The 26,325-nt window shown below is 35.0% G+C and carries 27 protein-coding genes; 1 reads left to right on the forward strand and 26 read right to left on the reverse strand.

The annotated features are described in order from the left end of the window. The 10 genes from Q5O30_RS05320 to Q5O30_RS05365 all read right to left on the reverse strand — a co-directional run. The coding region (locus Q5O30_RS05320) for a cytidine deaminase (protein ID WP_302674604.1) at positions 1–306 on the reverse strand (306 nt) is incomplete at its 3' end. Between the two features lie 51 nt (positions 307–357). Then, positions 358–4,062, reverse strand: a complete 3,705-nt coding sequence (locus Q5O30_RS05325) for a hypothetical protein (RefSeq protein ID WP_021952719.1) — start codon at positions 4,060–4,062, stop codon at positions 358–360. A 214-nt stretch (positions 4,063–4,276) separates the two neighbouring features. Then, the gene (gene atpC, locus Q5O30_RS05330; RefSeq protein WP_021952720.1) at positions 4,277–4,690 is read right to left on the reverse strand and encodes an ATP synthase F1 subunit epsilon; all 414 of its coding nucleotides are present in this window, start codon (positions 4,688–4,690) and stop codon (positions 4,277–4,279) included. 72 nt (positions 4,691–4,762) lie between these two features. Beyond that, the gene (gene atpD / locus Q5O30_RS05335; protein WP_021952721.1) at positions 4,763–6,154 is read right to left on the reverse strand and encodes a F0F1 ATP synthase subunit beta; all 1,392 of its coding nucleotides are present in this window, start codon (positions 6,152–6,154) and stop codon (positions 4,763–4,765) included. A 56-nt stretch (positions 6,155–6,210) separates the two neighbouring features. Continuing rightward, positions 6,211–7,095 (reverse strand): ATP synthase F1 subunit gamma, encoded by an 885-nt coding sequence (atpG, locus tag Q5O30_RS05340; RefSeq protein ID WP_021952722.1) that lies wholly within the window; start codon positions 7,093–7,095, stop codon positions 6,211–6,213. A gap of 32 nt (positions 7,096–7,127) precedes the next feature. Continuing rightward, positions 7,128–8,636, reverse strand: a complete 1,509-nt coding sequence (gene atpA, locus Q5O30_RS05345; protein ID WP_021952723.1) for a F0F1 ATP synthase subunit alpha — start codon at positions 8,634–8,636, stop codon at positions 7,128–7,130. A 5-nt stretch (positions 8,637–8,641) separates the two neighbouring features. After that, a complete protein-coding gene (atpH, locus tag Q5O30_RS05350) occupies positions 8,642–9,160 on the reverse strand; it encodes an ATP synthase F1 subunit delta (protein ID WP_302624937.1) in 519 nt (172 codons plus the stop codon). Then, positions 9,138–9,590 (reverse strand): F0F1 ATP synthase subunit B, encoded by a 453-nt coding sequence (gene atpF / locus Q5O30_RS05355; protein ID WP_021952725.1) that lies wholly within the window; start codon positions 9,588–9,590, stop codon positions 9,138–9,140. Before atpF ends, atpH begins: the two co-directional genes overlap by 23 nt. Before the next feature lie 24 nt (positions 9,591–9,614). Continuing rightward, on the reverse strand, positions 9,615–9,845 hold the full coding sequence (atpE, locus tag Q5O30_RS05360; protein WP_021952726.1) for an ATP synthase F0 subunit C: 231 nt from the start codon (positions 9,843–9,845) through the stop codon (positions 9,615–9,617). Positions 9,846–9,886: 41 nt separating this feature from the next. Continuing rightward, positions 9,887–10,552, reverse strand: coding sequence for a F0F1 ATP synthase subunit A (locus tag Q5O30_RS05365; protein ID WP_370553108.1), 666 nt, complete (start codon positions 10,550–10,552; stop codon positions 9,887–9,889). A gap of 344 nt (positions 10,553–10,896) precedes the next feature. Here Q5O30_RS05365 and Q5O30_RS05370 point away from each other — a divergent pair, with 344 nt between their 5' ends. After that, on the forward strand, positions 10,897–11,784 hold the full coding sequence (locus Q5O30_RS05370; protein ID WP_021952728.1) for a LysR family transcriptional regulator: 888 nt from the start codon (positions 10,897–10,899) through the stop codon (positions 11,782–11,784). A gap of 109 nt (positions 11,785–11,893) precedes the next feature. Here the strand turns inward: Q5O30_RS05370 and Q5O30_RS05375 are convergent, their stop codons facing one another. From Q5O30_RS05375 to Q5O30_RS05450, 16 genes are all read right to left on the reverse strand, one after another. Continuing rightward, complete coding sequence (locus Q5O30_RS05375) at positions 11,894–13,636, reverse strand: phosphoenolpyruvate carboxykinase (ATP) (RefSeq protein WP_021952729.1); 1,743 nt, start codon at positions 13,634–13,636, stop codon at positions 11,894–11,896. Between the two features lie 177 nt (positions 13,637–13,813). Further along, positions 13,814–14,677, reverse strand: a complete 864-nt coding sequence (locus Q5O30_RS05380; RefSeq protein ID WP_021952730.1) for a C39 family peptidase — start codon at positions 14,675–14,677, stop codon at positions 13,814–13,816. 125 nt (positions 14,678–14,802) lie between these two features. Next, complete coding sequence (vanS, locus tag Q5O30_RS05385) at positions 14,803–15,882, reverse strand: vancomycin resistance histidine kinase VanS (RefSeq protein WP_021952731.1); 1,080 nt, start codon at positions 15,880–15,882, stop codon at positions 14,803–14,805. A 4-nt stretch (positions 15,883–15,886) separates the two neighbouring features. Further along, positions 15,887–16,576, reverse strand: coding sequence for a VanR-ABDEGLN family response regulator transcription factor (vanR, locus tag Q5O30_RS05390; protein ID WP_021952732.1), 690 nt, complete (start codon positions 16,574–16,576; stop codon positions 15,887–15,889). Positions 16,577–16,581: 5 nt separating this feature from the next. Continuing rightward, positions 16,582–17,265 (reverse strand): YitT family protein, encoded by a 684-nt coding sequence (locus Q5O30_RS05395; RefSeq protein ID WP_021952733.1) that lies wholly within the window; start codon positions 17,263–17,265, stop codon positions 16,582–16,584. Continuing rightward, positions 17,250–17,507, reverse strand: a complete 258-nt coding sequence (locus Q5O30_RS05400; protein WP_021952734.1) for a DUF1871 family protein — start codon at positions 17,505–17,507, stop codon at positions 17,250–17,252. Before Q5O30_RS05400 ends, Q5O30_RS05395 begins: the two co-directional genes overlap by 16 nt. A 211-nt stretch (positions 17,508–17,718) precedes the next feature. Next, positions 17,719–18,477, reverse strand: a complete 759-nt coding sequence (locus tag Q5O30_RS05405; RefSeq protein WP_186840029.1) for a DpnI domain-containing protein — start codon at positions 18,475–18,477, stop codon at positions 17,719–17,721. A 17-nt stretch (positions 18,478–18,494) separates the two neighbouring features. Next, positions 18,495–19,412, reverse strand: a complete 918-nt coding sequence (locus Q5O30_RS05410; protein ID WP_021952736.1) for a site-specific DNA-methyltransferase — start codon at positions 19,410–19,412, stop codon at positions 18,495–18,497. 342 nt (positions 19,413–19,754) lie between these two features. Beyond that, a complete protein-coding gene (locus Q5O30_RS05415) occupies positions 19,755–20,309 on the reverse strand; it encodes a zeta toxin family protein (RefSeq protein ID WP_021952737.1) in 555 nt (184 codons plus the stop codon). Continuing rightward, positions 20,299–20,529, reverse strand: coding sequence for a hypothetical protein (locus Q5O30_RS05420; RefSeq protein WP_021952738.1), 231 nt, complete (start codon positions 20,527–20,529; stop codon positions 20,299–20,301). The genes Q5O30_RS05415 and Q5O30_RS05420 overlap by 11 nt, the downstream gene beginning before the upstream one ends. A 474-nt stretch (positions 20,530–21,003) precedes the next feature. Beyond that, positions 21,004–21,396 (reverse strand): 30S ribosomal protein S9, encoded by a 393-nt coding sequence (gene rpsI, locus Q5O30_RS05425; protein WP_021952739.1) that lies wholly within the window; start codon positions 21,394–21,396, stop codon positions 21,004–21,006. A 23-nt stretch (positions 21,397–21,419) separates the two neighbouring features. After that, the gene (gene rplM / locus Q5O30_RS05430; RefSeq protein ID WP_021952740.1) at positions 21,420–21,848 is read right to left on the reverse strand and encodes a 50S ribosomal protein L13; all 429 of its coding nucleotides are present in this window, start codon (positions 21,846–21,848) and stop codon (positions 21,420–21,422) included. Positions 21,849–22,071: 223 nt separating this feature from the next. Continuing rightward, positions 22,072–22,521 carry a hypothetical protein gene (locus tag Q5O30_RS05435; RefSeq protein ID WP_021952741.1) on the reverse strand — a complete coding sequence of 150 codons (450 nt, stop codon included), beginning with the start codon at positions 22,519–22,521 and terminating at the stop codon, positions 22,072–22,074. Between the two features lie 83 nt (positions 22,522–22,604). Further along, positions 22,605–24,011 carry a hypothetical protein gene (locus tag Q5O30_RS05440; RefSeq protein WP_021952742.1) on the reverse strand — a complete coding sequence of 469 codons (1,407 nt, stop codon included), beginning with the start codon at positions 24,009–24,011 and terminating at the stop codon, positions 22,605–22,607. A gap of 12 nt (positions 24,012–24,023) precedes the next feature. After that, positions 24,024–25,451, reverse strand: a complete 1,428-nt coding sequence (locus tag Q5O30_RS05445) for an MBOAT family protein (RefSeq protein WP_021952743.1) — start codon at positions 25,449–25,451, stop codon at positions 24,024–24,026. A 14-nt stretch (positions 25,452–25,465) separates the two neighbouring features. Further along, the gene (locus tag Q5O30_RS05450; RefSeq protein ID WP_021952744.1) at positions 25,466–26,302 is read right to left on the reverse strand and encodes a hypothetical protein; all 837 of its coding nucleotides are present in this window, start codon (positions 26,300–26,302) and stop codon (positions 25,466–25,468) included. Positions 26,303–26,325 lie beyond the last annotated feature (23 nt).

The raw sequence follows: 26,325 nt of genomic DNA on the forward strand, positions 1-26,325 counted from the left end.
CACCTGCCTGCAAACGCCACAGGGTGCTGTCATCTCTTCTATTTTTCCTCCTTTTCCTCCAACAATACATATTCCCATAAACTCCCTTTCTCCCTGACTTATGGCTTTGAAAAATGCCGTACGTTCAGCACAGTTTGTAGGAGTATATGCTGCATTTTCAATATTACATCCCGTGTATAACTTTCCTGTTTTTGACATGAGCACCGCTCCTACCTTAAAATCAGAGTAAGGGGCGTATGAATATTTTATCTGCTCTATTGCAAGGTTAATCATGTTTTTTATTGTATCTGTGTTAATATCGGTCATAACTTATCTCCCTTAATTTTTATGACTTCATTATACCACTTTTTTTGTTATTTATCTTGCTATAGTTCCTCCCCAATTATACTTTACTTCTTTGTAATTACTATCAACAACTGTTAATATATCCTCATATAAATACCTGTGACCTGCATATGTAGACATTAATGCATTATCATATAGTTTTTTTGCCACATCATATATGGAATAACTATATACTTTACTATAAAGGTAACTACCATCAGATAGTTTTGCATAAGCTCTTACATAATACTTTCTTGTATATGCAGCCACTGTTGTTCCGTTGTCACACATTGTCATAACATAATTTACAGCCGTTTCAGATGATGAATACTGTTTATTAATAATTCCATTTTCTGTTGCCTTCACTGTGGAAATATATTTACTTTCACTTCCAACATACATATCATCTTCACTTACACCATTTTCATATACACCGTAAACGTTACCAAATTCAGTCACTTCCATGCCGTCTATTTGCGGCTCCACGGTGGATACTGTTCTAATTCCCTTTAATACATTGCTAATCTGAAATCCCTGAACATTAACCTTATCTGATATGTTTTGCTGCTGATTCTCTATTAGTTCAATTTCTGATAACTGTAATATGTTTCCACTGTTTATTTCCAAAAAGCAAATTGCGAAATAGCAATACTTTCCCGGATTCTTTGATTTAAAAATAGTTCCTGTATAATTTTTAGCTGGTAAATTTCCATCTGACACAGCATCAATTATATTCCAGTTTTTTCCATCATTTGAACCCTTTAATATCCATTTTACGGGATTTCTTCCAGGATTATTTTGTGTGTCATTTGCAGTATATAAAACATATTCATCTATGGAAACCGGTTTAGTTGTCTTCCACTTTATATTTGCCGGTATGGTTTCCGTACAATATTTCGTGGATGTTGAACCGTCAAATGCCATATATGCATTTTCTGTTCTTATGGCATTTCCTGCATTCTTTGATGATACCGGTGAACCATTTACAGACACTGTTATTAACTCATCTCTTAATTTTTTTCCCTTTTCAATATCACTATCACTTCCTATTACGGCATTTTTCCCATTTACTTCGCTTAAATTGCCACCTGGTGCATCAAAATCTATTCCCAGCTCTTTTCTATAATTATCATAGGTACTCATTTGTATTCCGTTATCTGTTGTTATTTTGTAGGTATATTCCCCTGCAAATATTGCTTTAGTTGCACCTGCATCTAAAATATCCTGCAATTTTTGTTTGTTACCGCTATTAAGCCCTGCATTTTCTTCCGAATTAGGACATATAGCATATTTTGCACCAATGGCTTTATATAAAGATGTAAGGCGGTTATATCCATGATGGGCAACCTGAACCATATCACTTTTTAGCTCATTTCCGTACATTTTTTCCAATTGGTCACTTTTTGTAATATCCCCTAGCAACATAAGACTTTTTCCGTTTATTGTAATCTTAAGCACTGTGGATGCTGTATTCATGTCACCGCCTAAAGTGGTTTTTCCATCAGTACCTACCCAATCTTCATGCGTACACATTACGTCAAAATTAACCCCTTGCATTGAAAACCTCTGTCCTGTATGAAGAGATACATGATTAACATTCGGAAAATATGTGTTAAATGCCTTTTTCATTTTAAAGGTTCCCCCATCATAACCACCTACGACTCCATATGCCGGGAAATTAAACAACACACTTTCCACATCGATGTAGTCATGATACATTGTTACAAATTGATGTGCCCCAAAAACGTGATCTCCATGGGCATGTGAGAAAAACCATCCTCTTATTTTAACTTTATCATTTTCGGAGGTATTTGTTATTTTCCTCATAAAATTAAGTTCAGCTGCCATTGCCTCCTTTGATGACTGCCTTTCATGTCCACTGTCAATTAAGAACAGACTGTTATCTGCCAGCTTTATTATAAACATCATACCACAATCTATCTGCCAGTAATCCGTTACACTGGTAGTTGATTCTCCTTTAGTGTAATCTATGCTATACATATACATTTCTGTTTCACTGTCACCTGTCAGTTTTGTGCTGATGTTTGAAAGCAATGTATTTGAAGCATAATCGCATATTACCCTTACTTCATTTTTACTATAAGTATAATATATATAGTATATACGTCCGGCTTTAGTTAAAGTATAATACATATTGTTTTCCATCTCTCTCTTGCTCGTTTTCCCGTACCCTCTGCACACTAACTTGTCTACATAATCCTCAAAAGTGCTCCTACTTGTATCTTTTATTACAACCATCTTTGCATCCTCTGATGTGGTTCCATTTTCATCACTTGCCATACCCGGGCCACAATTATAAATGTTATCAGAAACCACTCCGTCAATGTATTTTGGCATATTTTCTAACTTAACATCTACTGTATCATTATCTGTGGGATTGCTTTCATATACAGCGTTTTTTTCAAAATAAAGCACCGGATAACCACCCTGACTGTTTTTCCTGTAGGCACTTGCACCCTCAGTATAAGCTGTTATTTTATTATACAATTCAGTTGAATTTTGAAATGTTTCTCCTGCTGTACCTGCTGTTGCATTACTGTTTAATTCTGTTTCATATTCACTTCTGCCTGACATATAGAAGTTTTTAAATTCTCCATTAGAAGGATTTCTAACTGCACATATTTCTGCCTCAAGTTTTTTCTCACTGGCATTATAGCAATATAATACAGACAACTTATTATCAGATGACAGGTTTGCATAACCAAATATTCCAAAATAATTTCCATATCCGTTTCTTGCCAATGTATTTCCATTATCAGTGTATTCCACTACATTTCCCACATTGTAACAATATCTTATTTTTCCACTCTTAACATATCCTATAATTCCTGCTGCTCTTTCCCCTTCTGTTTTATATACCTCTATATTACCTTTATTGGCACAATAACTTATATCAACATATGTAGAATTTTCATTAACGGAAGTTTGTCCCACAATTCCACCTATATTGTCCTTACCGCCATTTACAATAATCTCACCATTATTAATGGTTCTTGCTACTTTAACACCACTTTTAGCAACCACTAACCCTACTATTCCGCCAACAGCTCCTGATGTACCGTTGTTATAATCATTTTCTCCTCTTTGGGCTGACATGGCATTAACATTTATCTCACCATTATTCACAGAGTTTTCAATGGTACTTTCCTTTTGTTCATTTTTCACACCTCCTGCTATTCCACCTACATTTAGCGCCTCTTTCGTTCCTGTGGCGTTAATTGCTACATCCGTTGTACAGTCATATATATATCCTCCTGATAGTACAGCTGAAATTCCTCCTACATATCCACCTGCCACAGAAACATTTATACTTCCTGTAACAACCAAATTATGTATTTCTCCTGAAACATAATTAAACAGGCCTATTTTCTCTATTTCCTCTGTTGAATCCGTCCTGTTAATTCCTATCTTTATAGAATGTCCATTTCCATTAAATTCCCCTGAATAAGGTTCTGTTTCAGTTCCAATTCCCTGAAAATTTTCATATCCTGATAAATCAATGTCACTAGTAAGTATATAGTCCTTACCGGGATTTTCTTTTGCCCACATTAATTCCTTTGCACTTGAAATCTGATATGTACCATCAACCATTTTCGGTTGTGATAATTCATTTTCATCCGCCATTACATTCATACTTTTAAAGTCATGGGATATCCCTGAAAACATCTGAAAAACCGTGGCAATAATTACTATATAAGCCAATATTCTATTCTTCATAACAACTCTCCTCTCTTATGATAATAATATACTTAAATTATATAATGTTGTTTTTTCTTATTAAAGGCTTCTAATTTTATAATTGTTTCTTTTTTCAATGTGTTCCCACGTTATTTTCAACTTTTATAAAAAAAGCAGTTGTGGTATTTAATGGATATTTCACCATTAACACTCCAACTGCTAAATTAATTCTTTATATCATTTCATTCGTAAATTATTTACCGCTTGTAGCCTTAAGTCTTGTCATTGCTCTTGCAAGAGATGCTCTGGAGTGGTAATACTCCTGGATACTCTGCTTCTGTCTCAATTGCTCCTGAGCTCTTTCTTTTGCTTCCTCAGCCCTTACCTTATCGATTTCTTCCGGCCTCTCTGCAGTTTCCACCAAAACCGTAACTCGGTTATTTATGGTTTCAACAAAGCCTGCACCAACTACAACTGTTTCGTAGTCTTTTTCTCCGTCTTTTTTGAACTTCAAGACTCCATTTTCCACGGCACTTACCATATTTTCATGGTGTGCCATAATTTCTTCCTGACCGTCATGTGCCGGCACAATAACCGATGAGCATTTTCCCGAAAAGAACACTCTGTTTGCGGCAATTATATTTAAATTAAATGTATTTGTTGCCATATGTTACCCCATTCCGTTTTCATTTGAAAACAATGTATTATGATGTGAGTATCAAAAGCCAATTTTGTAACATTATTCAGCCATACTTTCAGCTTTTTTCTTTACATCTTCAATAGTTCCTACGTTAAAGAATGCATTCTCAGGATATTCATCCATCTCGCCGTCAATTATAGCCTTAAAGCCCTTTATTGTCTCGCTAAGAGGAACATATACACCTTTAACCCCTGTAAAGTTTTCTGCCACATGGAATGGCTGTGACAAAAACTTCTGGATTTTTCTTGCTCTATATACAAGCATTTTATCATCTTCTGATAACTCTTCCATACCAAGAATTGCGATAATATCCTGTAATTCCTTGTATTTCTGAAGAATTTCCTGAACCTTACGTGCTACATCATAATGTTCTTTTCCAACAATATCTTCCTCTAATATACGTGATGTAGACTCCAAGGGATCAACTGCCGGGTAAATACCCTGTTCAACAATCTTTCTTGATAAAACTGTTGTAGCATCCAAATGGGCAAATGTTGTAGCAGGTGCCGGGTCAGTTAAGTCATCAGCCGGCACATATACTGCCTGTACTGATGTAATTGAACCATTCTTTGTAGAGGCAATTCTTTCCTGAAGTTCACCCATTTCATTGGCAAGGGTTGGCTGATAACCTACCGCTGACGGCATACGTCCTAAAAGGGCTGATACCTCTGAACCCGCCTGGGTAAATCTGAAAATATTATCTATAAACAATAATACATTCTGATGTTCCACATCTCTAAAATATTCTGCCATTGTAAGTCCTGTTTCAGCAACACGCATACGTGCTCCAGGTGGCTCGTTCATCTGTCCGAACACTAAGGCTGTTTTTTCCAGAACCCCTGACTCTTTCATTTCTGTCCACAAATCATTACCTTCACGGGATCTTTCTCCAACACCTGTGAATATGGAATATCCGCCATGCTCAGTTGCTACGTTGCTGATAAGTTCCTGAATAAGCACTGTCTTACCAACACCGGCACCACCGAACAAACCGATTTTACCACCTTTTGCATATGGTGCTAACAAATCAATAACCTTAATTCCTGTCTCTAATATTTCCTGTGCAGGATTTTGTTCTTCAAAGCTAGGTGCTTCTCTGTGAATTACCCATTTTTCTTCACTGTCAGGCTGCTCGCCACCATCTATTGCCTCTCCTAATACGTTAAAGAGACGACCTAATGTTTTTTCACCAACAGGTGTCTTTATACCACTTCCCGTTGCCACTACTTCCATGTCTCTTGAAAGTCCCTCACTTGACGCTAACATTACACAACGTACAACATCATTTCCTATATGCTGTGCCACTTCCATAACACATTTTTTGTCACCGTTTTGTACTTCTAATGCATCTTTAATTGCCGGAAGCTTTCCGTTTTCAAAGACAACATCCACAACAGGACCTAAAACCTGTACTATTTTTCCTGTTTCCATATAAAATGTTCCTCCATTTTATGAATCTTAACTGTAGATAAATTCTATGTATTATGCTACTTTTTCTTTTTCTGAGACTTTGCACCTGCTATTACCTCGGTAATTTCCTGAGTAATGGCAGCCTGTCTTGCACGATTGTATAAAATACTTAATTCATGCAACATATCTTTAGCACTTTTAGTTGCAGCTTCCATAGCCATCATTCTTGCATTTTGTTCGCAGGAATAACTTTCAACTAAAGCACCATATACAAAACCTTCAATATATCTTGGAACAATTCTGTTCATAACCTCCTCCGGCGATGGTCTGAAGGATACCTGCTCTATAGGTATTCCTGCCGGAATCTGAACCTGAAAGTCTGCTTTTTTAAGAGGAAGTAACTGTAAAAGCTCCGCCTCTTCCTTTATGGGACTAACCATCTTTGTATATATAATATATATTTCATCAAGTTCACCCTTTACATATGAAAGAAGTAATTCCTCCGTAATGTTTCTTGCCCTGTTTAAGGTAGGATTCTGAACTGTGTAATGAAACTGCTTATCAATATGGCATCCTCTTTTTTCAAAATAATGCCTTCCTACCTCTCCCAGTACAAAAAGCTTGTGCTTCTTCTGACTTTTCAGATGTTCTTCTGCAATTTTTAATATGTTATGATTGTATGAACCTGCAAGTCCTTTATCCGCCGTAATAACAATGTACCCGGCTCTCTTTTCTTCAGGACTTTTTTCACTTGTTCTGAAAAATATGCTTTCCATATCCGGAACATGTCTTAAAATTCGCCCCATCTGAGACTGTAACGCGTAAAAATAAGGTTCCGTATCTTCCAGCATTTTCTTTGATTTTTTTAACTTTGACGAGGAAATCATATACATTGCATTTGTTATTTTAAGTGTATCATTGATACTCGCCATTCTCTCCTGAATTTCCTTTGTGTTTGCCATTTCTGACCTCTCTTACTTCAAAAATCCATCAATTACTTAGTAGCCTTATATTCATCAGCTGCTGCTAATATTGCCTTTGACAATTCATCTGATAAATCTTTTTTGGTCTCTATTTCCTCTGAAATTTCCGGATGCTTCAAATCAATATAATTTAATACTTCTCCGCAATATGACTTAACTTCATCAGTTGGAATATCATCAAAAACTCCATTATTTGCCATATGCAGTATAAGAACCTTTTCATGTAATGAATAAGGCTTACACAGCTTCTGCTTCAATAATTCCATAAGAGCTTTTCCGTGATTAAGCTGTTTCTTTGTAGTTTCGTCCAAATCTGATGAAAACTGGGTAAACACTTCCATTTCCCTATACTGTGCCAAATCAATTCTTACGCTTCCTGCTGCTTTCTTCATTGCCTTAGTCTGTGCCGCACCACCTACACGGGATACGGAAAGACCAACGTTTACTGCCGGTCTCATACCTGAGAAGAATAAGTTGCTTTCAAGGAATATCTGACCATCAGTAATTGAAATAACGTTTGTAGGAATATATGCTGACACATCTCCTGCCTGAGTTTCAATAATAGGAAGGGCTGTTATGGAACCGCCACCTAATTCATCACTTAACTTACTTGAACGCTCCAACAATCTTGAATGAAGGTAGAATACATCTCCCGGATATGCCTCACGTCCCGGTGAACGCTCTAACAATAATGATATGGCTCTGTATGCTACCGCATGCTTTGATAAATCATCGTATACAATAAGTACGTCTTTTCCCTGATGCATAAAATACTCTGCCATGGCTGTACCTGCATATGGTGCTATGTACTGTAATGATGCTGCATCACTGGCTGTAGATGACATTACTATGGAATAATCCATTGCCCCATGAGTTTCTAACGTTGAAACTATCTTTGCTACAGTTGATGCCTTTTGTCCAATGGCAACATATATACATATAACATCCTTGCCCTTCTGATTGATTATGGTATCTGTGGCAATGGATGTTTTTCCTGTCTGTCTGTCACCGATAATCAACTCTCTCTGACCACGTCCAATAGGGAACATTGAGTCAATGGACAAAATTCCTGTTTCCATTGGTGTATCTACTGATTTACGCTCTACAATGCCGGGAGCTTCATTTTCCACCGGCATGTATGCCTCTTCTTCTATGTTTCCTTTTCCGTCAATAGGTTCTCCCAATGCATTTACAACTCTGCCTATAAAACCTTTTCCTGCCGGAACTCCGGCTTTTTTCTTTGTTCTTACTACCTTAGTTCCTTCTTTGATTCCCGTATCACGTCCAAACAAAATGCATCCGATTTCATTTTGACGGATATCCTGAACCATTCCTTTTACTCCATTATCAAAAACAACAATCTCACCATACATGGCATGTTCGATTCCATATATGGTTGCAATACCATCGCCTACCCATATAACGGTTCCTGTTTCTTTTTCGCCATTTTCGTTGAAATCAAAACCTTCGATTTCACTTTGTATAATAGAGATTATATCTGTTGCACTAATCGCACTCACTTATTTCACCTCCCGGTTAATTTTTCTTCCAGCTGTCTTAAACGGTTTCTATAGCTTTTGTCATATTCTATATTTCCAACTTTTACTATGTAACCGCCAAGCAAAGTATCATCAACTGTTTTTTTCCAATCTATGGTGTAGCCGCTATACTTCTCTGAAAGTAATTCTTTTGCCTTCTCCTCTTTCTTTGCAGTAACTGATGAAGTACAAAAGAATTGTGCTCTTATTATTTTTTTCATTTTATCGCTATATCGATAATACTCTTTAAAAATATCTTTCATTTCACAGCTTTCATTATGCTTACACATAACCTGAAAAAACTTTACAAGTTTCTCTGAAATACCAGCCTTAGAAAAAATCTTTTCCAGTATATCCGCCTTTTTTTCATAAGGTATGGTTGGGTTATTCATAACCTGCTGTAACTTAGAACTCAAAAAGTAAATCTCCTGTGCTCTTTCTACTTCACTTCTGTCAAAAGATAAACGGTATAATACCTTTGCATTATTTACTGATTCTCTTGTCACTCTCATCACCTGATTTTATAATTTTTTCTGCTGCTACCATAGCAAGTCTGGCAATATCAGCCTGAGCTGCCCTTCTGGCACTTTCTTCCTCTCTTGCAATATCGGCTTTTGCCCTATCCATCATGGTTTGTGCTTCTTTTCTGGTTTTTTCCATAGTTTTAACCTTTTCACTTTCAGCACGTTCTCTTGCCTCCATGATAATCTTATCTGCTTCACCCTTTGCAAGACTTAACTGTTCCTCATAGTTCTTTTTCTTCTCCAATGCATCTTCGTTAGTTTTTTTAGCATTCTCTAACTGTTCATTAATTAAATCTTCTCTTGCTTTAATTACATTTAACACAGGCTGAAAAAGGAATTTTTTAAATATAAGGTACAAAACTAACAGATTGACAACTATCCATATAATGTTCCATGCATTTAAACTAAGCATATGCTTTCCTGCCTTTCTGCTTTATTATTTTAAAAGAAGGATTATTAACAATGCAATTACGAAACCATAAATAGCTGTTGCTTCTGCAAGTGCACATCCTAAAAGAAGTGACTTACTGATTTTTCCTTCTGCTTCCGGCTGTCTTGCAATTGCGTCACATGCTGATGCTGTTGCCTTACCGATTCCAATACCTGCTCCAATACCTGTTAATACTGCTACTCCTGCTCCTATTGCTACTAATAATGATGTTGACATATTGATTTCTCCTTTTCTTTCTTATCTATATTTTTTATTATTTATTCAGTGGCTTCTTTAATAAACAATGCGGTTAGAAATACAAATACATATGCCTGTATTAATCCGTCAAAAATATCAAAATAACAACTGAATACTGCCGGTAAAACCGGAGGAATTATAATTTTTATCAATTCCATAATTACAAAAGATCCAAGTACGTTACCAAACAATCGCATACACAATGACAACGGTTTAATGAAAATCTCTAAAACGTTTATTGGTAATACAATTGGCATAGGCTCTGCAAAACTTTTCAGCCAGCCCTTAGTACCCTTTTGTCTTATTCCGGATACTTCAATTAACACGATGCTCATAACTGCTAAAGCTACCGTAACATTCATATCCTTTGTTGGTGGTTTAAAACCTAACAGACCAATCAGGTTTGCAATACCTATGTAAAGTGCAACTGCCATAAGATATGGTATGTATGCAGTTCCATGCTCCCCTATTGTGTCCTTGAAGAAATTATACAGTCCCTGAACTGCTGTCTCCAGAACCAATTGTTTTTTACCAGGATTTTCAACCTTAAGATTTCTTACAAAAATAATACATAAAAGAAATACTACAGCCATTATAATCCAGGTTACCACAACCGATTCATAAATTGGAATCCCGCCAAAGATTGGAATTTCAAAAACTGTATCGCAGTTTAATTCTTCTAACAATCTGTCCACGATGTCATTCAACAGTTTCACCCCTTTCTAAGACAATTATTAATGTATTTTCTTCGATGTTTGTATTATACTTCCAAGTTTTGTAATATGTAAAATACATATTTGATATATTCATTATATTATTTTTGTATTATAATTTTGAATTAAGTTATATTGACGAGTTTTTTGTACAATTGTCACATTTTTATGGCAATTTTTACTATATTATTTTTTATGCTCGTGTCTAAAAAGCTATTTTTCACGAAAACATTGACATTTTTTTCACAAATATTACAATATAAGCACAATGTTAACTGTTTATTAACTATATTTTTGTGTTTTAGGAGGGCAAAAATTTGATTACATATGACTATTACAGAATATTTTATTTTGTGGCAAAATATAAAAGTTTTACAAAGGCTGCTGATATTCTTCACAATAACCAGCCTAATATTACAAGATGCATGAACAATTTAGAGCAGGAATTAGAATGTACATTATTTCTCCGTTCTAACCGTGGCATTGTTCTTACCCCTGAAGGCGAAAAATTATATAAGCATGTTGCCATTGCATACAAGCAGCTTTCTTTAGCCGAAGAAGAATTGCGTCAGGATAGAACCTTGGAAAACGGTATTATTACCATTGGTGCCAGTGAAAACGCCTTAAGGCTTTTACTGTTAAGCAAGTTGGAATTTTTTCGCAAGGAATATCCTAATGTGCGTATCCGTATACTTAACTACTCTTCTCCTGATGCCATTCGTTCATTAGAAGCTAATTTAATAGATTTTGCTGTTGTTACAACACCCTTTAAGTTAAAAAAGACCATGAATCAGTTTTCCCTTACCACATATGAGGAAATATTGATTTGTGGCCCAAAATATAAATATCTTACAGCTCACAAACAGTACCTAAAGGATTTAACAGAAATTCCTCTTATTACATTATCAGAAGGAACCGGAACTCATAAGTTATATAACAAATACTATATAAGTAATAATATTCCCTTTAACCCTGACATGGAGGTTGCCACCACAGATCAGATTCTTCCTATGGTAATCCACAACCTGGGCATAGGTTTTTATCCTAAGGAATTAGCAGAAGAGGTTATTGCTGCCGGCAAAGTTTTTCCTATTGAATTAGAAAAACCTTTACCTGAACGTGAAATATGTTTAGTAACCAACAAAAACATAGCAATGAGTACATCTGTAAGGAAAATAACGGATTTCATTTGTGAAAACATGTAATTATCTAATTTTTATACGGCAACATTATAAATAGTCTTAAATACACAAAAACAACCACGTTTATGGATAATCCCAAACGTGGTTGTCTTTTTATATCAATAATTTCTTATTAAATCTGTGGTCCTGCTGAAACTAAAGCCTTACCAACTTCATTTCCTTCGTACTTAGCGAAGTTCTTGTTGAATCTTTCAGCTAAGTCCTTAGCCTTAGCTTCCCATTCTGAAACATCAGCATAAGTATCTCTTGGATCAAGAATTGCAGGGTCAACTCCAGGAAGTTCTGTTGGAACTTCAAAGTTGAAGTAAGGAATCTTCTTTGTAGGTGCATCTAAAATATCACCATTTAAGATAGCATCGATAATTCCTCTTGTATCTTTAATTGAGATTCTCTTTCCTGTTCCGTTCCATCCTGTGTTTACTAAGTATGCCTTAGCGCCACTCTTTTCCATCTTCTTAACTAATTCTTCAGCGTACTTTGTAGGATGAAGCTCTAAGAAAGCCTGTCCGAAACATGCTGAGAATGTAGGTGTAGGTTCTGTAATTCCACGTTCTGTACCTGCAAGTTTTGCTGTAAATCCTGATAAGAAGTAGTACTGTGTCTGCTCAGGTGTAAGAACTGATACAGGAGGAAGTACTCCGAAAGCATCTGCTGAAAGGAAGATTACATTCTTAGCTGCTGGAGCTGAAGAAATTGGTCTTACTATATTCTCAATATGATTGATTGGGTAAGATACACGTGTATTCTCTGTTACACTCTTATCTGCAAAATCAATCTTTCCATTTTCATCAAGTAAGAAAATTACGTTCTTTGCTGCAGGTGCTGATGAAATAGGACGTACAATATTTTCAATATGATTAATTGGATAAGATACACGTGTATTTTCTGTTACGCTCTTATCTGCAAAATCAATCTTTCCATTTTCATCAAGTGTTACATTTTCAAGAAGTGCATCACGTCTGATTGCATTATAAATGTCAGGTTCTGAATCCTTATCTAAGTCGATAACCTTAGCGTAGCATCCACCTTCAAAGTTGAATACACCATTGTCATCCCAACCATGTTCATCATCACCAATAAGGAGACGCTTAGGATCTGTTGAAAGTGTTGTCTTACCTGTTCCTGAAAGTCCAAAGAAGATTGCTGTGTTTTCACCATTCAAGTCTGTGTTAGCTGAACAATGCATTGAAGCAATTCCCTTAAGTGGAAGATAGTAGTTCATCATTGAGAACATACCTTTCTTCATTTCTCCACCGTACCATGTATTAACAATAACCTGCTCACGGCTTGTAATGTTGAACATTACAGCTGTTTCTGAGTTAAGTCCTAATTCTTTATAATTTTCAACTTTTGCCTTTGATGCGTTGTAAACAACGAAATCAGGTTCAAAGTCCTTAAGTTCTTCAGCTGTTGGCTTAATGAACATATTTGTTACGAAATGAGCCTGCCAAGCAACTTCTACGATAAAACGAATTGCCATACGTGTATCTTTGTTTGCTCCACAGAAAGCATCTACAACATAAAGCTTCTTATTTGAAAGTTCTTTAATTGCAATATCCTTTACTGTTTCCCAAGCTTCCTTGCTAGCCGGATGATTGTCATTCTTGTATTCATCAGTTGTCCACCATACAGTGTCCTTTGAATTCTCATCTTCTACGATAAATTTGTCTTTAGGTGAACGTCCTGTGTAAATACCAGTCATAACGTTAACTGCACCAAGTTCACTTTCCTTTCCTTTTTCGTAGCCTTCAAGTTCCGGCTTTGTTTCTTCTTCGAATAATAATTCATAAGAAGGGTTGTACACGATTTCTGTGGTACCTGTAATACCATACTTGCTTAAATTAATCTCTGCCATGTTGCCTTAAAACCTCTTTTCTTCTTATTTTGTGATATAATTAATATCTGCCATGCAGAATATTATATCAACAATAGTAAAGAACCATACCGTACATATCCAGTCCAGGTTCCCTACCTTAGTATTATACATATTTAATTGATAAAATCAATAAAATTTGTATTAGAAAATTTTTATTTAAGATTTTAAACTAAAAGCCCACAGATTTTTTATCTGTCCTTCAATTTTGTCGTAATCCCATAACCGGCTCCTTGATCTGCTGTTAGGGTCATTTACTTTTACCTTATTATTTTGAGCAGAAGTAAGTACAATAAAATGTCCCTCCGTTGTAAAATCTCCCGGTCTTACACTGCAAATAATGGGATTTCCCTGCTGCAAATTAGACATAACCGTTTCTCTGTCAAGAGATATTTCCCTGCCATCTACGCCAAAATCTGCTGTCCCCTCCGTCATAAGACCCCAGGATGTTCCCGTATTTTCCACATAGTACCCATTATCCTGTGCGTACTTTGCTACCTCATATGGTGTCGCACTGTCATCATGAGTTAATCCTACAATTACCATGGATAAACACGTTGGTGCACACCCTGCCATTCCTATATCTGATTCTCCATAAGGTGCGTACCCCCATCTTTTATCCCACTGAATCAGTAATGGTATTTTCGCCTGTTTTTCTTTCTTTGTAAGACCTCCCTTTGCCTTATTACCTGAATCTAAGTATCCCTTAACAAATTCAATCATTTCAGGCGTATTGCAAAGAGATTTTATTATTTCCTGCGGATACTCATTTCTGTTATTATATATTGGCTTAAATTCCGGATATTTTTCAGATAGCCCGGCTAATTTTTTCTCTGCTTCATTATAATCTCTTTTTACGGGAGTTTCTGCTTTATATTTTGCCGTAACCTCTTCTGTGTCTGTTTGCTTTAGGTTTATGAGAAAACCTGCCCCTTTACTTCCTACAAATATTACAATAAGTATAGCTACTACAAAAATTGTCACCCTTACAACTCTTATTTTTCTCCTTCTTCTCCTTTTCATATGTAAAAAACCTCCTACAAGTTATACTTTGTTTTCATTAAAAGTTTAACTTATAGGAGATTTTTATGTTTTAATTATTTGTATAACCATTGTTTCAAAACACTTGCATATTTCTTACGAAATTCTTAAGGCTCACTTAATGGAAGTGCCACCTGAAAGGCAATGCTTTCATCCCTACTTTCTGCTGTAATTGTTCCGCCGTGAAGTTCCACTATTTCTTTTGCTATGGCAAGTCCTAACCCTGCGCCGCCGGTAGCTGTCCCACGGGAGGAATCCAGCCTGAAAAACTGTTCAAAAATACGCTTTAATTTTTCAGGTGCAATAGTCTTTCCCTTGTTTTTTATTTTGAAATATACAACATTGTCTTCTAATGTAAGACTACATTTTATTTCCGTATCATTATAACTGTAATTTATGGCATTTCTTATAAGATTATCAAATACCCTTAGGATTTTGTCAGTGTCACACATAATAAAAATGTCAGGAGTAATTGCCAGATTCCATGTAAGACCTTTTTGCATAAGAACCGGGATAAATTCATTGCACACCTGCTCAATCATTCTGCTTAAATTGGTTTTCTCCAAATCAATTTCAATTTTGCTAAGGTTAAATCTTGTAATATCAAAAAATTCATTAATTAGTTCCTCTAAGCGTTCTGCCTTCCTTAAAGTAATTCCCACATATTTTGCCCGTGTTTTTGCCGGTATGTCCGGTTCCTCACTCAGCAGGGTAAGGTAGCCTATAACACTTGTAAGGGGGGTTTTTAAATCATGGGCTAAATATACTATTAAATCATTCTTTCTTTGCTCCGCCTCTTTTGCAACCCTGGCATTTTTAATTGCTTTTTTTCTTAATTCATTTAACTGATCCTGAATTTCCTTCAAATCGTCATGAAGTATAATTGTATCCTCTGACAAATCGGCAAGTTTCTCTGAAGCCAAAGCAATTTCACCAATATATCCAATCCATTTCACCATAAAAAAACATGCTATAATAATCCATCCAATGCCCACAAAACCAATGCCTATCTGCCACTTGTTTTGGTCTATCATTTTTAGAAATATATAGGTAGGGTCATCTCCATACCATATTCTGGTATGACATAATATAACAGCTCCCACAGCCAACCCAATAACTAAAAGAGTAAAAACCGCACCTGTTACTATGTATTTTCTTATGAATCTCCCTGTTATTTTACTTTTCATTTATTTATTCCTCAACTATGTAGCCCACACCCCAAACGGTTTTTATATATTTAGGATTTCTTGCCGGCTCTTTCATCTTTTCCCTGATTCTCGCAATATGAGTCATTACTGTGTTGTTGCTGTCCATGTATTTTTCCTTCCATACAGCTTCAAACAGTTCCTCTGAAGACACTACTTTGCCTTTGTTTTCGCACAAATACCACAATATATCAAATTCAATGGGAGTGAGAAATATTTCTTTTTTATTTAAATAACAGCTATGATTTTCTTTATTGATATGAAGTCCCCTAATATCATATTGATTATCCTCCTGATTTTCCAACCCATTATATCTGGTATACCTTCTAAGCTGAGTTTTAACCCTCGCCAAAAGTTCTAATGGATTGAAAGGCTTTGTGATGTAATCGTCTGCTCCAATTGTAAGTCCCGTTATTTTATCCATATCTTCTACCTTTGCCGTTAGCATAATGATAGGAAAGTAAAACTTTTCTCTTATTTTTCTGCAAAGTGAGAATCCGTCAATATCAGGAAGCATAACGTCTAAAATTGCCAAATCTATGTCATTATTAAGTATACAGTTAAGGGCATCTTCTCCATTATAAAACTTGTAAACCTGATATCCGTCATTTTCTAAATAAATTTCAACTAAATCAGCAATTTCTCTTTCATCATCTACAATAAGTATCTTGTTCATAGTTTTTATCTTCTTTCTGCTACTAATAAATAATCTCTCTTTGCTCCAAATGCTTTAGTAACAGCCCCTAATACCGTTCCAACTAAGACTGCTGCCACAACAGTTCCCATGCCAACTGACCCAAACGCCTTTAGCACAACTATACAGGATATAAGAGATACCGAAACCATAGATACATCAAATCCTATTTTAACTTTGTTAAAAGCAATATTGGAGTTTTCAGTTATTGCCTGCATAGCACCTTCCCCTGCTAAGGGTACAATATCTGCCAGCAAATAAAAGAATATTTCCACGGCAATGAATACCGCGCTGCCAAGCATTAATGCTATCCTGATAATCATATTATCAACATCCGGTAAAAATGAAAACAGGTAATTAGAAAATGTTGTAAAGTATCCAAATACAATTCCCACAAATACCTGCAATAAATTTTTTATTTTAAAATCTTTTCTTAAAATTATTATTTGAAGAACCACCAGTCCTACATGAAAAAGTATTGTTGCTTTTCCCATTTCCATTCCAGTAATACATGTTATGGTATAAGGTATTGAGCTGACCGGCGAAACTCCAAAATCAGATTTCACTGACATTGAAATTCCTAATGTCATAATAAACAATCCTATAAAATAAACCGGTAATCTGGTGATGTAATTTTCCTCTTTTAGTTTTTTCTTTAGTAATTCCTGCATTGTTTGCCTATTCTCCCTTCCATTTCTTCAGCTATTTCCATACATTTTGATATATCAATTCTAAACTCTTCACCAAAACTTTCGCGAAACACTTCATATATTATTTCCCCTAATATTTCCTGACCTTTTACAAATCTGTCCAATATTAATTGACATTCGTAATCATACTCATCTTGGGGTGCAAATCCCATCAAATGAATGGGATCCCATTTTACAATAACCTCTTTTATGATATTAAACATAATTTTGCCTCCTGATTGTGAAATAAAATTATAAGCATTTTCGTTACTTACAACGTCATACTTTAAATATATTGTGCCTACATCCTTTTGTTGTCATCATAATATAAATGCTACCCTATTCGGTAGGCGGTTATCCTAATCCGTCCACATACCGGGCTAACCGCCTATCAATATCCCCTTTTTGTGTTTATGCCAGCATTAGCCCCAAAAGTCAACCAATTTTTTTGTATCGTCCTCTTCCTATAAACTCTATAATTCCATTATCCCTTAACATTTGTAATTGCTGTCTTATTTTTTCTTTTATATGATGGTTATCCGGATGTTTTCCCGCAAGAAACTCTTCAAATCTATACATCTGTTCCAAAGTAAAATTTTTATTTTCAATCATGTTAACACAATTTAGCACATCCAAAGTCCATCCCCTTGCATCCAACTTACTACCACGTAAAAATTCTGTTTTATGTACTTTTTCGATTATCTTTTCAATAGATACTTCCTTCTCATTTTGTACAATATAAATTCTTCCTTCTTCCGGGATTCTTCCCAATAAAATATTACATCCTGTCCAGCCTGCCCGTCTTGCTGTATCTGACAATGGCTTTCTCTTTTCTATTATGTCTGGCGAAAAAAAATATTTTGGTACCATAACAAAATTTTCAATCTGAAGATTGGTTTTGTTATAATGCATGAAGAAGAAATTAGGATTATTGACTGATGTAATCCTTTCAATCATTGTATTATATGCTCCATCATTTACCTTATTGCTAATAGATGTACCTTTGCTTTTTAACTCATATTCTTCCATACATGAAGGGCAAAAGAAATCAGCCACAGGTCTATTGTTTTCAAAATGAGATACATATGGATTACCACAGTAAGGACAAAACATATTTTTATCTACCCAATTTTCTGTCATAACTCTTATTTTTTGCGCATTACTTGAATAATTTTCTGCTTTTCTTCTATCCATTTGTAAATTCAAAACTATCACTCCAATACTGTTTGATATAATACGCTATTAAAACGTTCTCTTATTTTTTGTATATTTTCTTTCAATATTTCTACAAGTATACAGCTTCTTTTTTTATTCAAAGCAGCTACTCCTACAGCTCCGCTACCTGCAAATGAATCTAATACTATCTCACCTTCATAAGTAACATATTCCAATATTTGTTCACAAAGTTCTACCGGCAATTCACTCTGATGTATTTTATTTTTTCTGGCTACCGGCTGTACATCAAACATAGTAGGTAGCATTCCATTACATCCACTCATATAATGCTTTTTACCTGTTATATCGGACTTTTTTTTATCATATCGCATACTCCTGGCTTTCCCTTTGGAAAAAATCATTATGTCTTGCGTATTCTTTGCTTTTCTTCCGGTATTGCTTACAAATGTCCCCTTTTTCCAAGATACTTTAGAATAATAAACAAATCCGGCTTCTTTAGCATATTTCTTTATTTGATATAGATATTCGTAATTATTTTCGTTCTCCGCCGGTAATACTTCAACAAGAAAGCATCCATCTTTTAATACTCTGGCCTTTTCTTTAAAATCTTCTAATGTGTATCTAAAACAATCGTATAATGCAAAATTTCTTGTTCCACCTTTATTTGATTTTACATCTAGCCAAGGATGATCTGTGAATATACAATCAATGCTTCCATCCTTTAACATAGATAAATCTCTACCATTACCTTCTATTAGCACACACTGTTCATCTTTATTGTCAATAGTACAATATACACCCTTTGACACCCTTTCAAACTTAACACCTATTTTTTCATAAATACGTGCTCTAACGGTTTCCTGCGGCTTATCAGCATTTTGCTGATAAGCTTCTTGTAATGAAAAACTTTCACAATTCTTAAAACAATTAAATATCTTTTCTGCTAATGTCATTTTGTATAACCTCCTTCGATTTTGGATCTTGATCCTATCATAGGAATTACACAAATAAAAGTACTAAATTTTATATTATAAAATTTTACATGCGTAACTCTGAAATAAGTTTGATTACACTTCGTTTCATCTCGCCCATTTCAGATTTCTATGGAATTATGAATATACAAAAATACCACCTGCAATTTGCAAGCAATCATTATCCTTTTGGGAGCATTTGTAGAACAAGAAAAACCCATAAATATGTGTTTTATGTTCGGCAATGTTGCATAGTGTTATATGCTGATGGCTTTCCACACGTTCCCATAACTACGCATCAGCCTAATGTTTATAACAGCAACATTATTCCATCAATCCTAATATATCCTGCTCACTCCAATACTCATTCGGATATATTGATAATTCTTCTTTATGTTTACGAATAATTCTTCTTGGGGTTTCAGTATTATCATAAACATGCATAATATCGCATATATTAAGTAATTCTTTTATATTATTAATTGATTTATAATATCTTTCAATAACTTTACTGCTATCAACATTATGTCCACCTGCTGCTACCCGGGCTTCTATTCTGACAATATTAATTTGTGGATCAACTGTTAATACGAATACGCATTTTATAAAATATCCGTCTTCTTTCGCTTTTCTTAAAATGTTTAACTTATATTCAGATGACAAGACTGTTTCAAATGTAAAATCTTCTTTCTTGTCAATCGATTCATACCTCATCCTATCAACCATAAGAGCTGCTTTCATATTATCCATTCCTGTAGTTGCAACAACATCATCGGCATTAGTATATTTACCAACTTTATCGAAAAAAGTTGTTATTGTACTTTTTCCCGAGCCATTTGGTCCCGCTAATACAAGAATCATCGGTTTTCTATTTTGCATACTTTCTTTCTCCATTTGCATACTCAACATAAGCCCGCTTCTTTTCTTTATCGTAACCCGCTATAGGTTTTTTACAAATTTTTGCTTTATTTATTGCTGCCTTAACAGCCTCAACCGCTCTTTCATCCATTTCATTATCTGATTCTGTCAATGTACTTTTCTCTTCTTCTCTCGATACAACTTTTATAATTCTACCACTTTTAGTGCTTACAGTTGTCATATAAACATCCCTCCATTCTAATTAATATGAAAGTAACTTATTAATTACATTTAATCTTCAACTATTACAATATATTTTATCATAATTTATATAAAAAAACACCTTCGATCCGAATTTCTGAGGTGAAATAAACTTTTTTTCAGATTCCTATGGAATTATGAATATGCAAAAATATTGCTTGCGAATCTAAGAATCACAATGCAAAGAAAAAGCCCTTGAAGCCCCAAAACATCTGCGTAACTCTGAAATAAGCTCGATTACACTTCGTTCCATCTCGCCCATTTCAGATTCCTATGGAATTATGGACATCCCCCAATATTGCTTGCGAATCTAATAATGAGCCTCGAATCCGTTCGCTTCGCTCACTTCTTCTCGGTCATTCTTAGATTCTAATGAATCACAATGCAAAGAAAAAGCCCTTGAAGAATAAATTCTTCAGGGCTTTCCATTTGCATTGCGATTCGCAAGCAATCATTATCTCTTTGAAAACTGTGGTGCTCTTCTGGCTGCTTTGAGACCGTATTTCTTTCTTTCCTTCATTCTTGAATCTCTTGTTAAGAATCCGGCTTTCTTTAATACTGGTCTGTTTTCAGCGTCTGCCTGAACTAATGCTCTGGCGATACCATGTCTGATGGCACCAGCCTGTCCTGTATATCCACCACCATGTACATTTACAACAACATCAAACTTATCAGCTGCATCAATAGCTGCTAATGGCTGACGCACGATTACCTTTAATGTCTCAAGACCAAAGTAATCATCAATGTCTCTCTTGTTGATTGTTACATTTCCTTTACCAGGCATAATGTATACTCTAGCGATACTGCTTTTTCTTCTACCTGTTCCATAATACTTTTCTATAGCCATTATCATTTCCTCCTCTCAGTTAACTAAAATGTTAATTCTTCCGGTTTCTGAGCTGCATGTGGATGCTCAGCACCAGCATAAACAAAAAGTTTCTTCATCATGCTTCTTCCTAAAGGTCCCTTTGGAAGCATGCCTTTAACTGCGAGTTCAATAACACTTTCAGGTTTCTTAGCAAGTTTTTCCTTAAGTGTAACTTCCTTCATACCACCAACGTAGTCTGAATGATGATAATAAACCTTCTGGTCTAACTTCTTTCCTGTAACCTTAATCTTGTCAGCGTTTGTAATAATTACATAGTCACCTGTATCAATATGAGGTGTGAACTGTGGTTTGTTCTTTCCTCTTAAGATTTTAGCAACTTCTGATGACAAACGTCCTAATGTATATCCTGTAGCATCAACTACATACCATTTTCTTTCAATATCTGCTGGACTAGCCATATATGTTTTCATTGGTTTACCTCCTGAAATTTTGCTTATCTTTTAATATTTCTTTTATAAAACGTTCTATATCCATACCGGGGCTTTGGCTAAGACATAAAACAAACGTGCATAACACGTCACAATAGAACTTATTATATAATAAGTATTTTTTACTGTCAATTAATTTTTGTTGATTTTTTTAGTTTTTTCAATAAAAAACCATAGTTTCCTTATAATCAACCGGATTATATCATTAATCTACGCTGGAAATTACCCAAACACCATTTTCTGTAGATGCTGAAACGGTAAATCCATCATAATAAAACATTCCATCATATTCTCCGTCAACTAAGCAGCTCTTTGATTTGTCCATACTGTTGTACTGACCTATTGCAGCAACAAGCTGGTCTATTGTTTTTCCAACATAACTTTTAGCTGTAGCCTTAGCTTCTTCCGGACTAAGTGCTTTTGGTGCCTGTGTTTCCGTATTTTTCTTAACTTTCTTCTTTTTTACAACTTTCTTTGTAGGAGCCTCTGTTGTTTCCTCTGCCGTAGTCTCCTCCACTGTTGTTGCTTCTTCAGTTGTTACCTGTACTGTTGTTTCTGCTTTTGTTGTTTCATTATCTTTGCTATCTGAGCCACATGCAGTAATTGCAAATGCCATCATTGTAACTGTAGCAATCATTAAAATATTTTTTCTCATGTTCCATTTCCTCCACAATCATTCATTATACATTTATTTTATTTCTTGTAAACATCTTTTTGCGAAATTAATTATTTCTTAATCTATTCCTCAAGTTCCACTTCCACACCGCTGCCGGAAGTATAATATTCATTTCCCTTTTGAGAAATCACTTCCACATCATAACTTCCTGATGCAATTTCTGCCGTGTCAATATAAAGTCCAAAATGGTATCCATCTGCTTTTTCATTTTCATAGGATGCCGGGAATGCCTCAAAAGTATAAGAATTTTTATCATTGTACATTCTTACATATATATTTCCGTCATCGCTTAAATAGTTTTTGTCTACAGCACCTTTAAAGGGCAGATACTGGTTTTCACTGTCCACCATTTCAATAACAGACTTGCACTTATCCGTTGTCTGTACCGATAAGTTTTCAGTTCTAAGAGGCGCTGCCATATATGGAACTTCCTCAATAAGTGACGGAATATGTCTCTCAGTTATTTCAATAACAACTGCATCCGCATTATAATCATCCGCTAGATTTAGATTATATGGCACAGCCTTTGAAAAATAACCATGGTTATATTCATCTGCCACAAAGGGTAACAAAGCATTTCCAAAAGAATCCCTGTACATCACAATAGACCCTTTTTTAGAATCCTCTTTAGTTTCAAGAGAAATATCCTCCACGTTATTTGTCTTTGAAAGATATTCATATGTATGCTTTTTTTCGTAAATCACATTGTCATCCTTTTTCTTTCCCTTTGGGAAAAGCATACCATATAAATCTCCTGAGAAGTTCTTCTTAATAGTGTACTTTTCATTGCTGTAATCATAATGGCTCTTCCCTAAATCATCCAAAATCCAGCCACAAGCCATAGCTGCACCCTCATTATTCCAATGAGTGTCTAATTTATGATAAACACGTTTATTTACATTTTTAAACATCTGCTGCAAATCAAGAGTATTAACACCTAACTTTTCCATTTCAGCCTTTAACAGTGAATAATTGTTAACATCACTTATCTTTATGTATCTCGAAGGCATATACTCAGGATATAAGGCGTTTTTATCCGGTGCTGCTATAAACAAAAACTTTCTGTTATTGTTATTGGCGTTTTCCTGAATCAGGGAAAGTACCTTTGCACAGGAATATATTTTTCTCTCTGACAATGTGTTTCTTCCAATATAATCATCTAATGTTTCACTGAAAAACAGCCAGCCGTCTTTGCCTACAATTACATTGTCATTATTAGATTCCTTAAACACATTACTTTTAATGACACCGTCAGCCTCAATTAATTCCTGCCTGAAGGCAAAATTATCTGCGAAAAAATCCGTTAATTCCGAAAAATAATCTCCATTTATATGCCCATCTTTCTTTAATTCCGGGAAACCCTGAACCTGACGTTTTTCCGCATTTAAATCCGTCTTGTAAAAAAACATGGCTACTGACGGAAGACAAATTATTATAAAAAATAAAATTATGAATATTTTCTTTTGCATTCCAATCACCACCTAAAATCTAAAATAAATAAACGGATTATATGTAGCCGTTGCTAAATTTATAACACATAGTAAAACAAGCAAAATGTCAAATGCATAAACAGCTGTATTTATGGTGTATTTTGCTTTTACGCTTCTGCCATCTACATAGCTTAGCAGATTTTCCCTTACAGGATATGCAAAAACCACAGCCAATATCAAAATAAATATGTAATAAGGACTTAATAATTCAGCTATGTAGCTTACAGAATTTATTCCAAATGTAAAGCCTGTAAACATTGTTTTAATCATTCCAAAGCCTTCAGCCACCGTGTCTGCCCTAAACATAACAAAAGCTACTGTTGCCACCAACCACACATATATATTTTTTATGACTTTGTTTTTTATTTTTATGCCCTTTCCTACAGTGTCCTCTAAAACATTTGCCACACCATGAATCATTCCCCATACAAGGAAAGTCCAGTTAGCACCATGCCATATACCTGTAAGTGCAAAAACAATTAACTTATTTATTTCTGTGCGAAGTTTTCCTTTTCTGTTGCCCCCTAATGGAATGTACACATACTCCTTAAACCATGTAGAAAGGGATATGTGCCATCTGCGCCAAAATTCTTTTATGCTCTTTGAACAATATGGATGTTTAAAGTTTTCGCTAAATTCAAATCCAAATATTTTTGCCATTCCAATTGCCATATCAGAATAACCGCTGAAATCATAATAAATCTGTAAAGTATAGCTTATAGCTCCTACCCACGCCACAAAAAAGCCATAATCCCCTATGTTTAACTTAAATATGGCATCTGCTATATAACCTGCACCATTGGCTATAATTAGTTTTTTTGCAAGACCTCTTATAAACCGCTGAATGCCTGCAGCTGCCATATCTGTACTTGATTTTCTGCTATTTATCTGTTTTGCTATTTCATTGTACCTTATAATAGGGCCCGCAATAAGCTGTGGAAAAAATGATACATACAAAACAAGGTTAAATAGATTTTTCTGCTCTAATTCAGGTTCCCTGTAAACATCAATTACATAAGACAAAGCCTGAAACGTGAAAAAAGAAATTCCAATAGGAAGGGCAATATTAGGATTCTTTATATTTATTCCATTTATGTGATTAAGATTTTCCACAATAAATCCGGTATATTTAAACACTCCCAAAACTCCTATATTGGCTATTACAGCTAATATAAGACAAATCTTTCTGCCCGCCTGGTTTTCATTTTTTGAAAACACGCCAATAAGCCTTCCGAACATGTAGTTTACAGCAATAGAGGCCAGCATAAGTAAAATATACACCGGCTCTCCAAATGCGTAAAATATCAGGCTGGCTATAATTAACAGTGCATTCTTTGTCTTAATGCCCGGTGCACAAAAATACAATGCACACACTATCGGCAAAAAAACAAACAAAAATATCGCTGAACTAAATACCATACCGTACTCCTATTTTATATCTTTCTCTTATCTACTGCCCAGCATGAATAATTTTTATATGATAAGCCGTAGTACTTTTCATAATCCTTTGCTCTGGCAAATAATGTATCATAAACTTTTCCGTTAAGTTCCATCCATGCATGTTCCGTGTCATGAGCAACATAAACTGTTTTATATCCGCTTTCATGTACCAGAAAAGCTAATGCTGCTGCTTCCGAAACACAACATCCGTCTCCATTTTTAAAGATGTCATTGGCAAACGTTGATTCCCAGCCTTTTTGCTTATATATTTTGTTAAGGAAACGGTATCTCTTGTAAGGTGCCTTGGCAACCCAGTCAAAACATTTTCTCAACTTTACTTCCTTGCTGTCTGTAGCCTTGCAAATCTTATTTACCTTCAACCTTGCTGTAATCATTGTGTTAATTTTATCAATATTTAAATCTGTCTTTTCTGCCTTGCCCTTTTTATCCAGCTTAATTCCGTCCACCTTACGGTTTTTAAACATTTTTCCATTTACACGGCTGAAACAATAGTAATTTCCACGGCTTCTAAGCCATCCTAATGTCATTGTTCCGTCTTTTCCAAAGTGGTATGTTTTTCCCTTAATCTTTACAAAGCGTTTTTTCACATACTTTCCATTAACCTTATAATATGTATAACCGTTCTTTGTAACTAATTTTCCCTTCTTTTTTGCTGCCTTTTTCTTGGTATTCTTTGATACTGTAGTAGTTTTTTCAGACTTGCCATCCTTATTGTCTACTGTGGCTGCTGAGGTAACTGTTAATGTACCTATACATAAAAACAATGCAACTAACATTAATACTTTGTGAATATGTAATACTCTTTTCATTTTCTTTTCCCTTTCTCATTAAA

It is taken from the genome of Eubacterium sp. CAG:161 (assembly GCF_000432355.1).
Lineage (GTDB): Bacteria > Bacillota > Clostridia > Lachnospirales > Lachnospiraceae > Eubacterium_G > Eubacterium_G segne.

Bases quoted from the DNA above. Each gene is read 5' to 3' on its own strand.
- atpF (WP_021952725.1), bottom strand. From the start codon at position 9,590: ATGCTTAGTTTAAATGCATGGAACATTATATGGATAGTTGTCAATCTG.
- Q5O30_RS05395 (WP_021952733.1), bottom strand. From the start codon at position 17,265: ATGCAGGAATTACTAAAGAAAAAACTAAAAGAGGAAAATTACATCACC.
- Q5O30_RS05405 (WP_186840029.1), bottom strand. From the start codon at position 18,477: ATGGATAGAAGAAAAGCAGAAAATTATTCAAGTAATGCGCAAAAAATA.
- atpE (WP_021952726.1), bottom strand. From the start codon at position 9,845: ATGTCAACATCATTATTAGTAGCAATAGGAGCAGGAGTAGCAGTATTA.
- Q5O30_RS05410 (WP_021952736.1), bottom strand. From the start codon at position 19,412: ATGACATTAGCAGAAAAGATATTTAATTGTTTTAAGAATTGTGAAAGT.
- vanR (WP_021952732.1), bottom strand. From the start codon at position 16,576: ATGAACAAGATACTTATTGTAGATGATGAAAGAGAAATTGCTGATTTA.
- atpC (WP_021952720.1), bottom strand. From the start codon at position 4,690: ATGGCAACAAATACATTTAATTTAAATATAATTGCCGCAAACAGAGTG.
- Q5O30_RS05400 (WP_021952734.1), bottom strand. From the start codon at position 17,507: ATGTTTAATATCATAAAAGAGGTTATTGTAAAATGGGATCCCATTCAT.
- Q5O30_RS05375 (WP_021952729.1), bottom strand. From the start codon at position 13,636: ATGGCAGAGATTAATTTAAGCAAGTATGGTATTACAGGTACCACAGAA.
- Q5O30_RS05440 (WP_021952742.1), bottom strand. From the start codon at position 24,011: ATGCAAAAGAAAATATTCATAATTTTATTTTTTATAATAATTTGTCTT.
- Q5O30_RS05450 (WP_021952744.1), bottom strand. From the start codon at position 26,302: ATGAAAAGAGTATTACATATTCACAAAGTATTAATGTTAGTTGCATTG.
- Q5O30_RS05420 (WP_021952738.1), bottom strand. From the start codon at position 20,529: ATGACAACTGTAAGCACTAAAAGTGGTAGAATTATAAAAGTTGTATCG.
- Q5O30_RS05435 (WP_021952741.1), bottom strand. From the start codon at position 22,521: ATGAGAAAAAATATTTTAATGATTGCTACAGTTACAATGATGGCATTT.
- atpG (WP_021952722.1), bottom strand. From the start codon at position 7,095: ATGGCAAACACAAAGGAAATTCAGGAGAGAATGGCGAGTATCAATGAT.
- rpsI (WP_021952739.1), bottom strand. From the start codon at position 21,396: ATGGCTATAGAAAAGTATTATGGAACAGGTAGAAGAAAAAGCAGTATC.
- atpD (WP_021952721.1), bottom strand. From the start codon at position 6,154: ATGGAAACAGGAAAAATAGTACAGGTTTTAGGTCCTGTTGTGGATGTT.
- vanS (WP_021952731.1), bottom strand. From the start codon at position 15,882: ATGAAAAGTAAAATAACAGGGAGATTCATAAGAAAATACATAGTAACA.
- Q5O30_RS05325 (WP_021952719.1), bottom strand. From the start codon at position 4,062: ATGAAGAATAGAATATTGGCTTATATAGTAATTATTGCCACGGTTTTT.
- Q5O30_RS05445 (WP_021952743.1), bottom strand. From the start codon at position 25,451: ATGGTATTTAGTTCAGCGATATTTTTGTTTGTTTTTTTGCCGATAGTG.
- rplM (WP_021952740.1), bottom strand. From the start codon at position 21,848: ATGAAAACATATATGGCTAGTCCAGCAGATATTGAAAGAAAATGGTAT.
- Q5O30_RS05415 (WP_021952737.1), bottom strand. From the start codon at position 20,309: ATGCAAAATAGAAAACCGATGATTCTTGTATTAGCGGGACCAAATGGC.
- Q5O30_RS05380 (WP_021952730.1), bottom strand. From the start codon at position 14,677: ATGAAAAGGAGAAGAAGGAGAAAAATAAGAGTTGTAAGGGTGACAATT.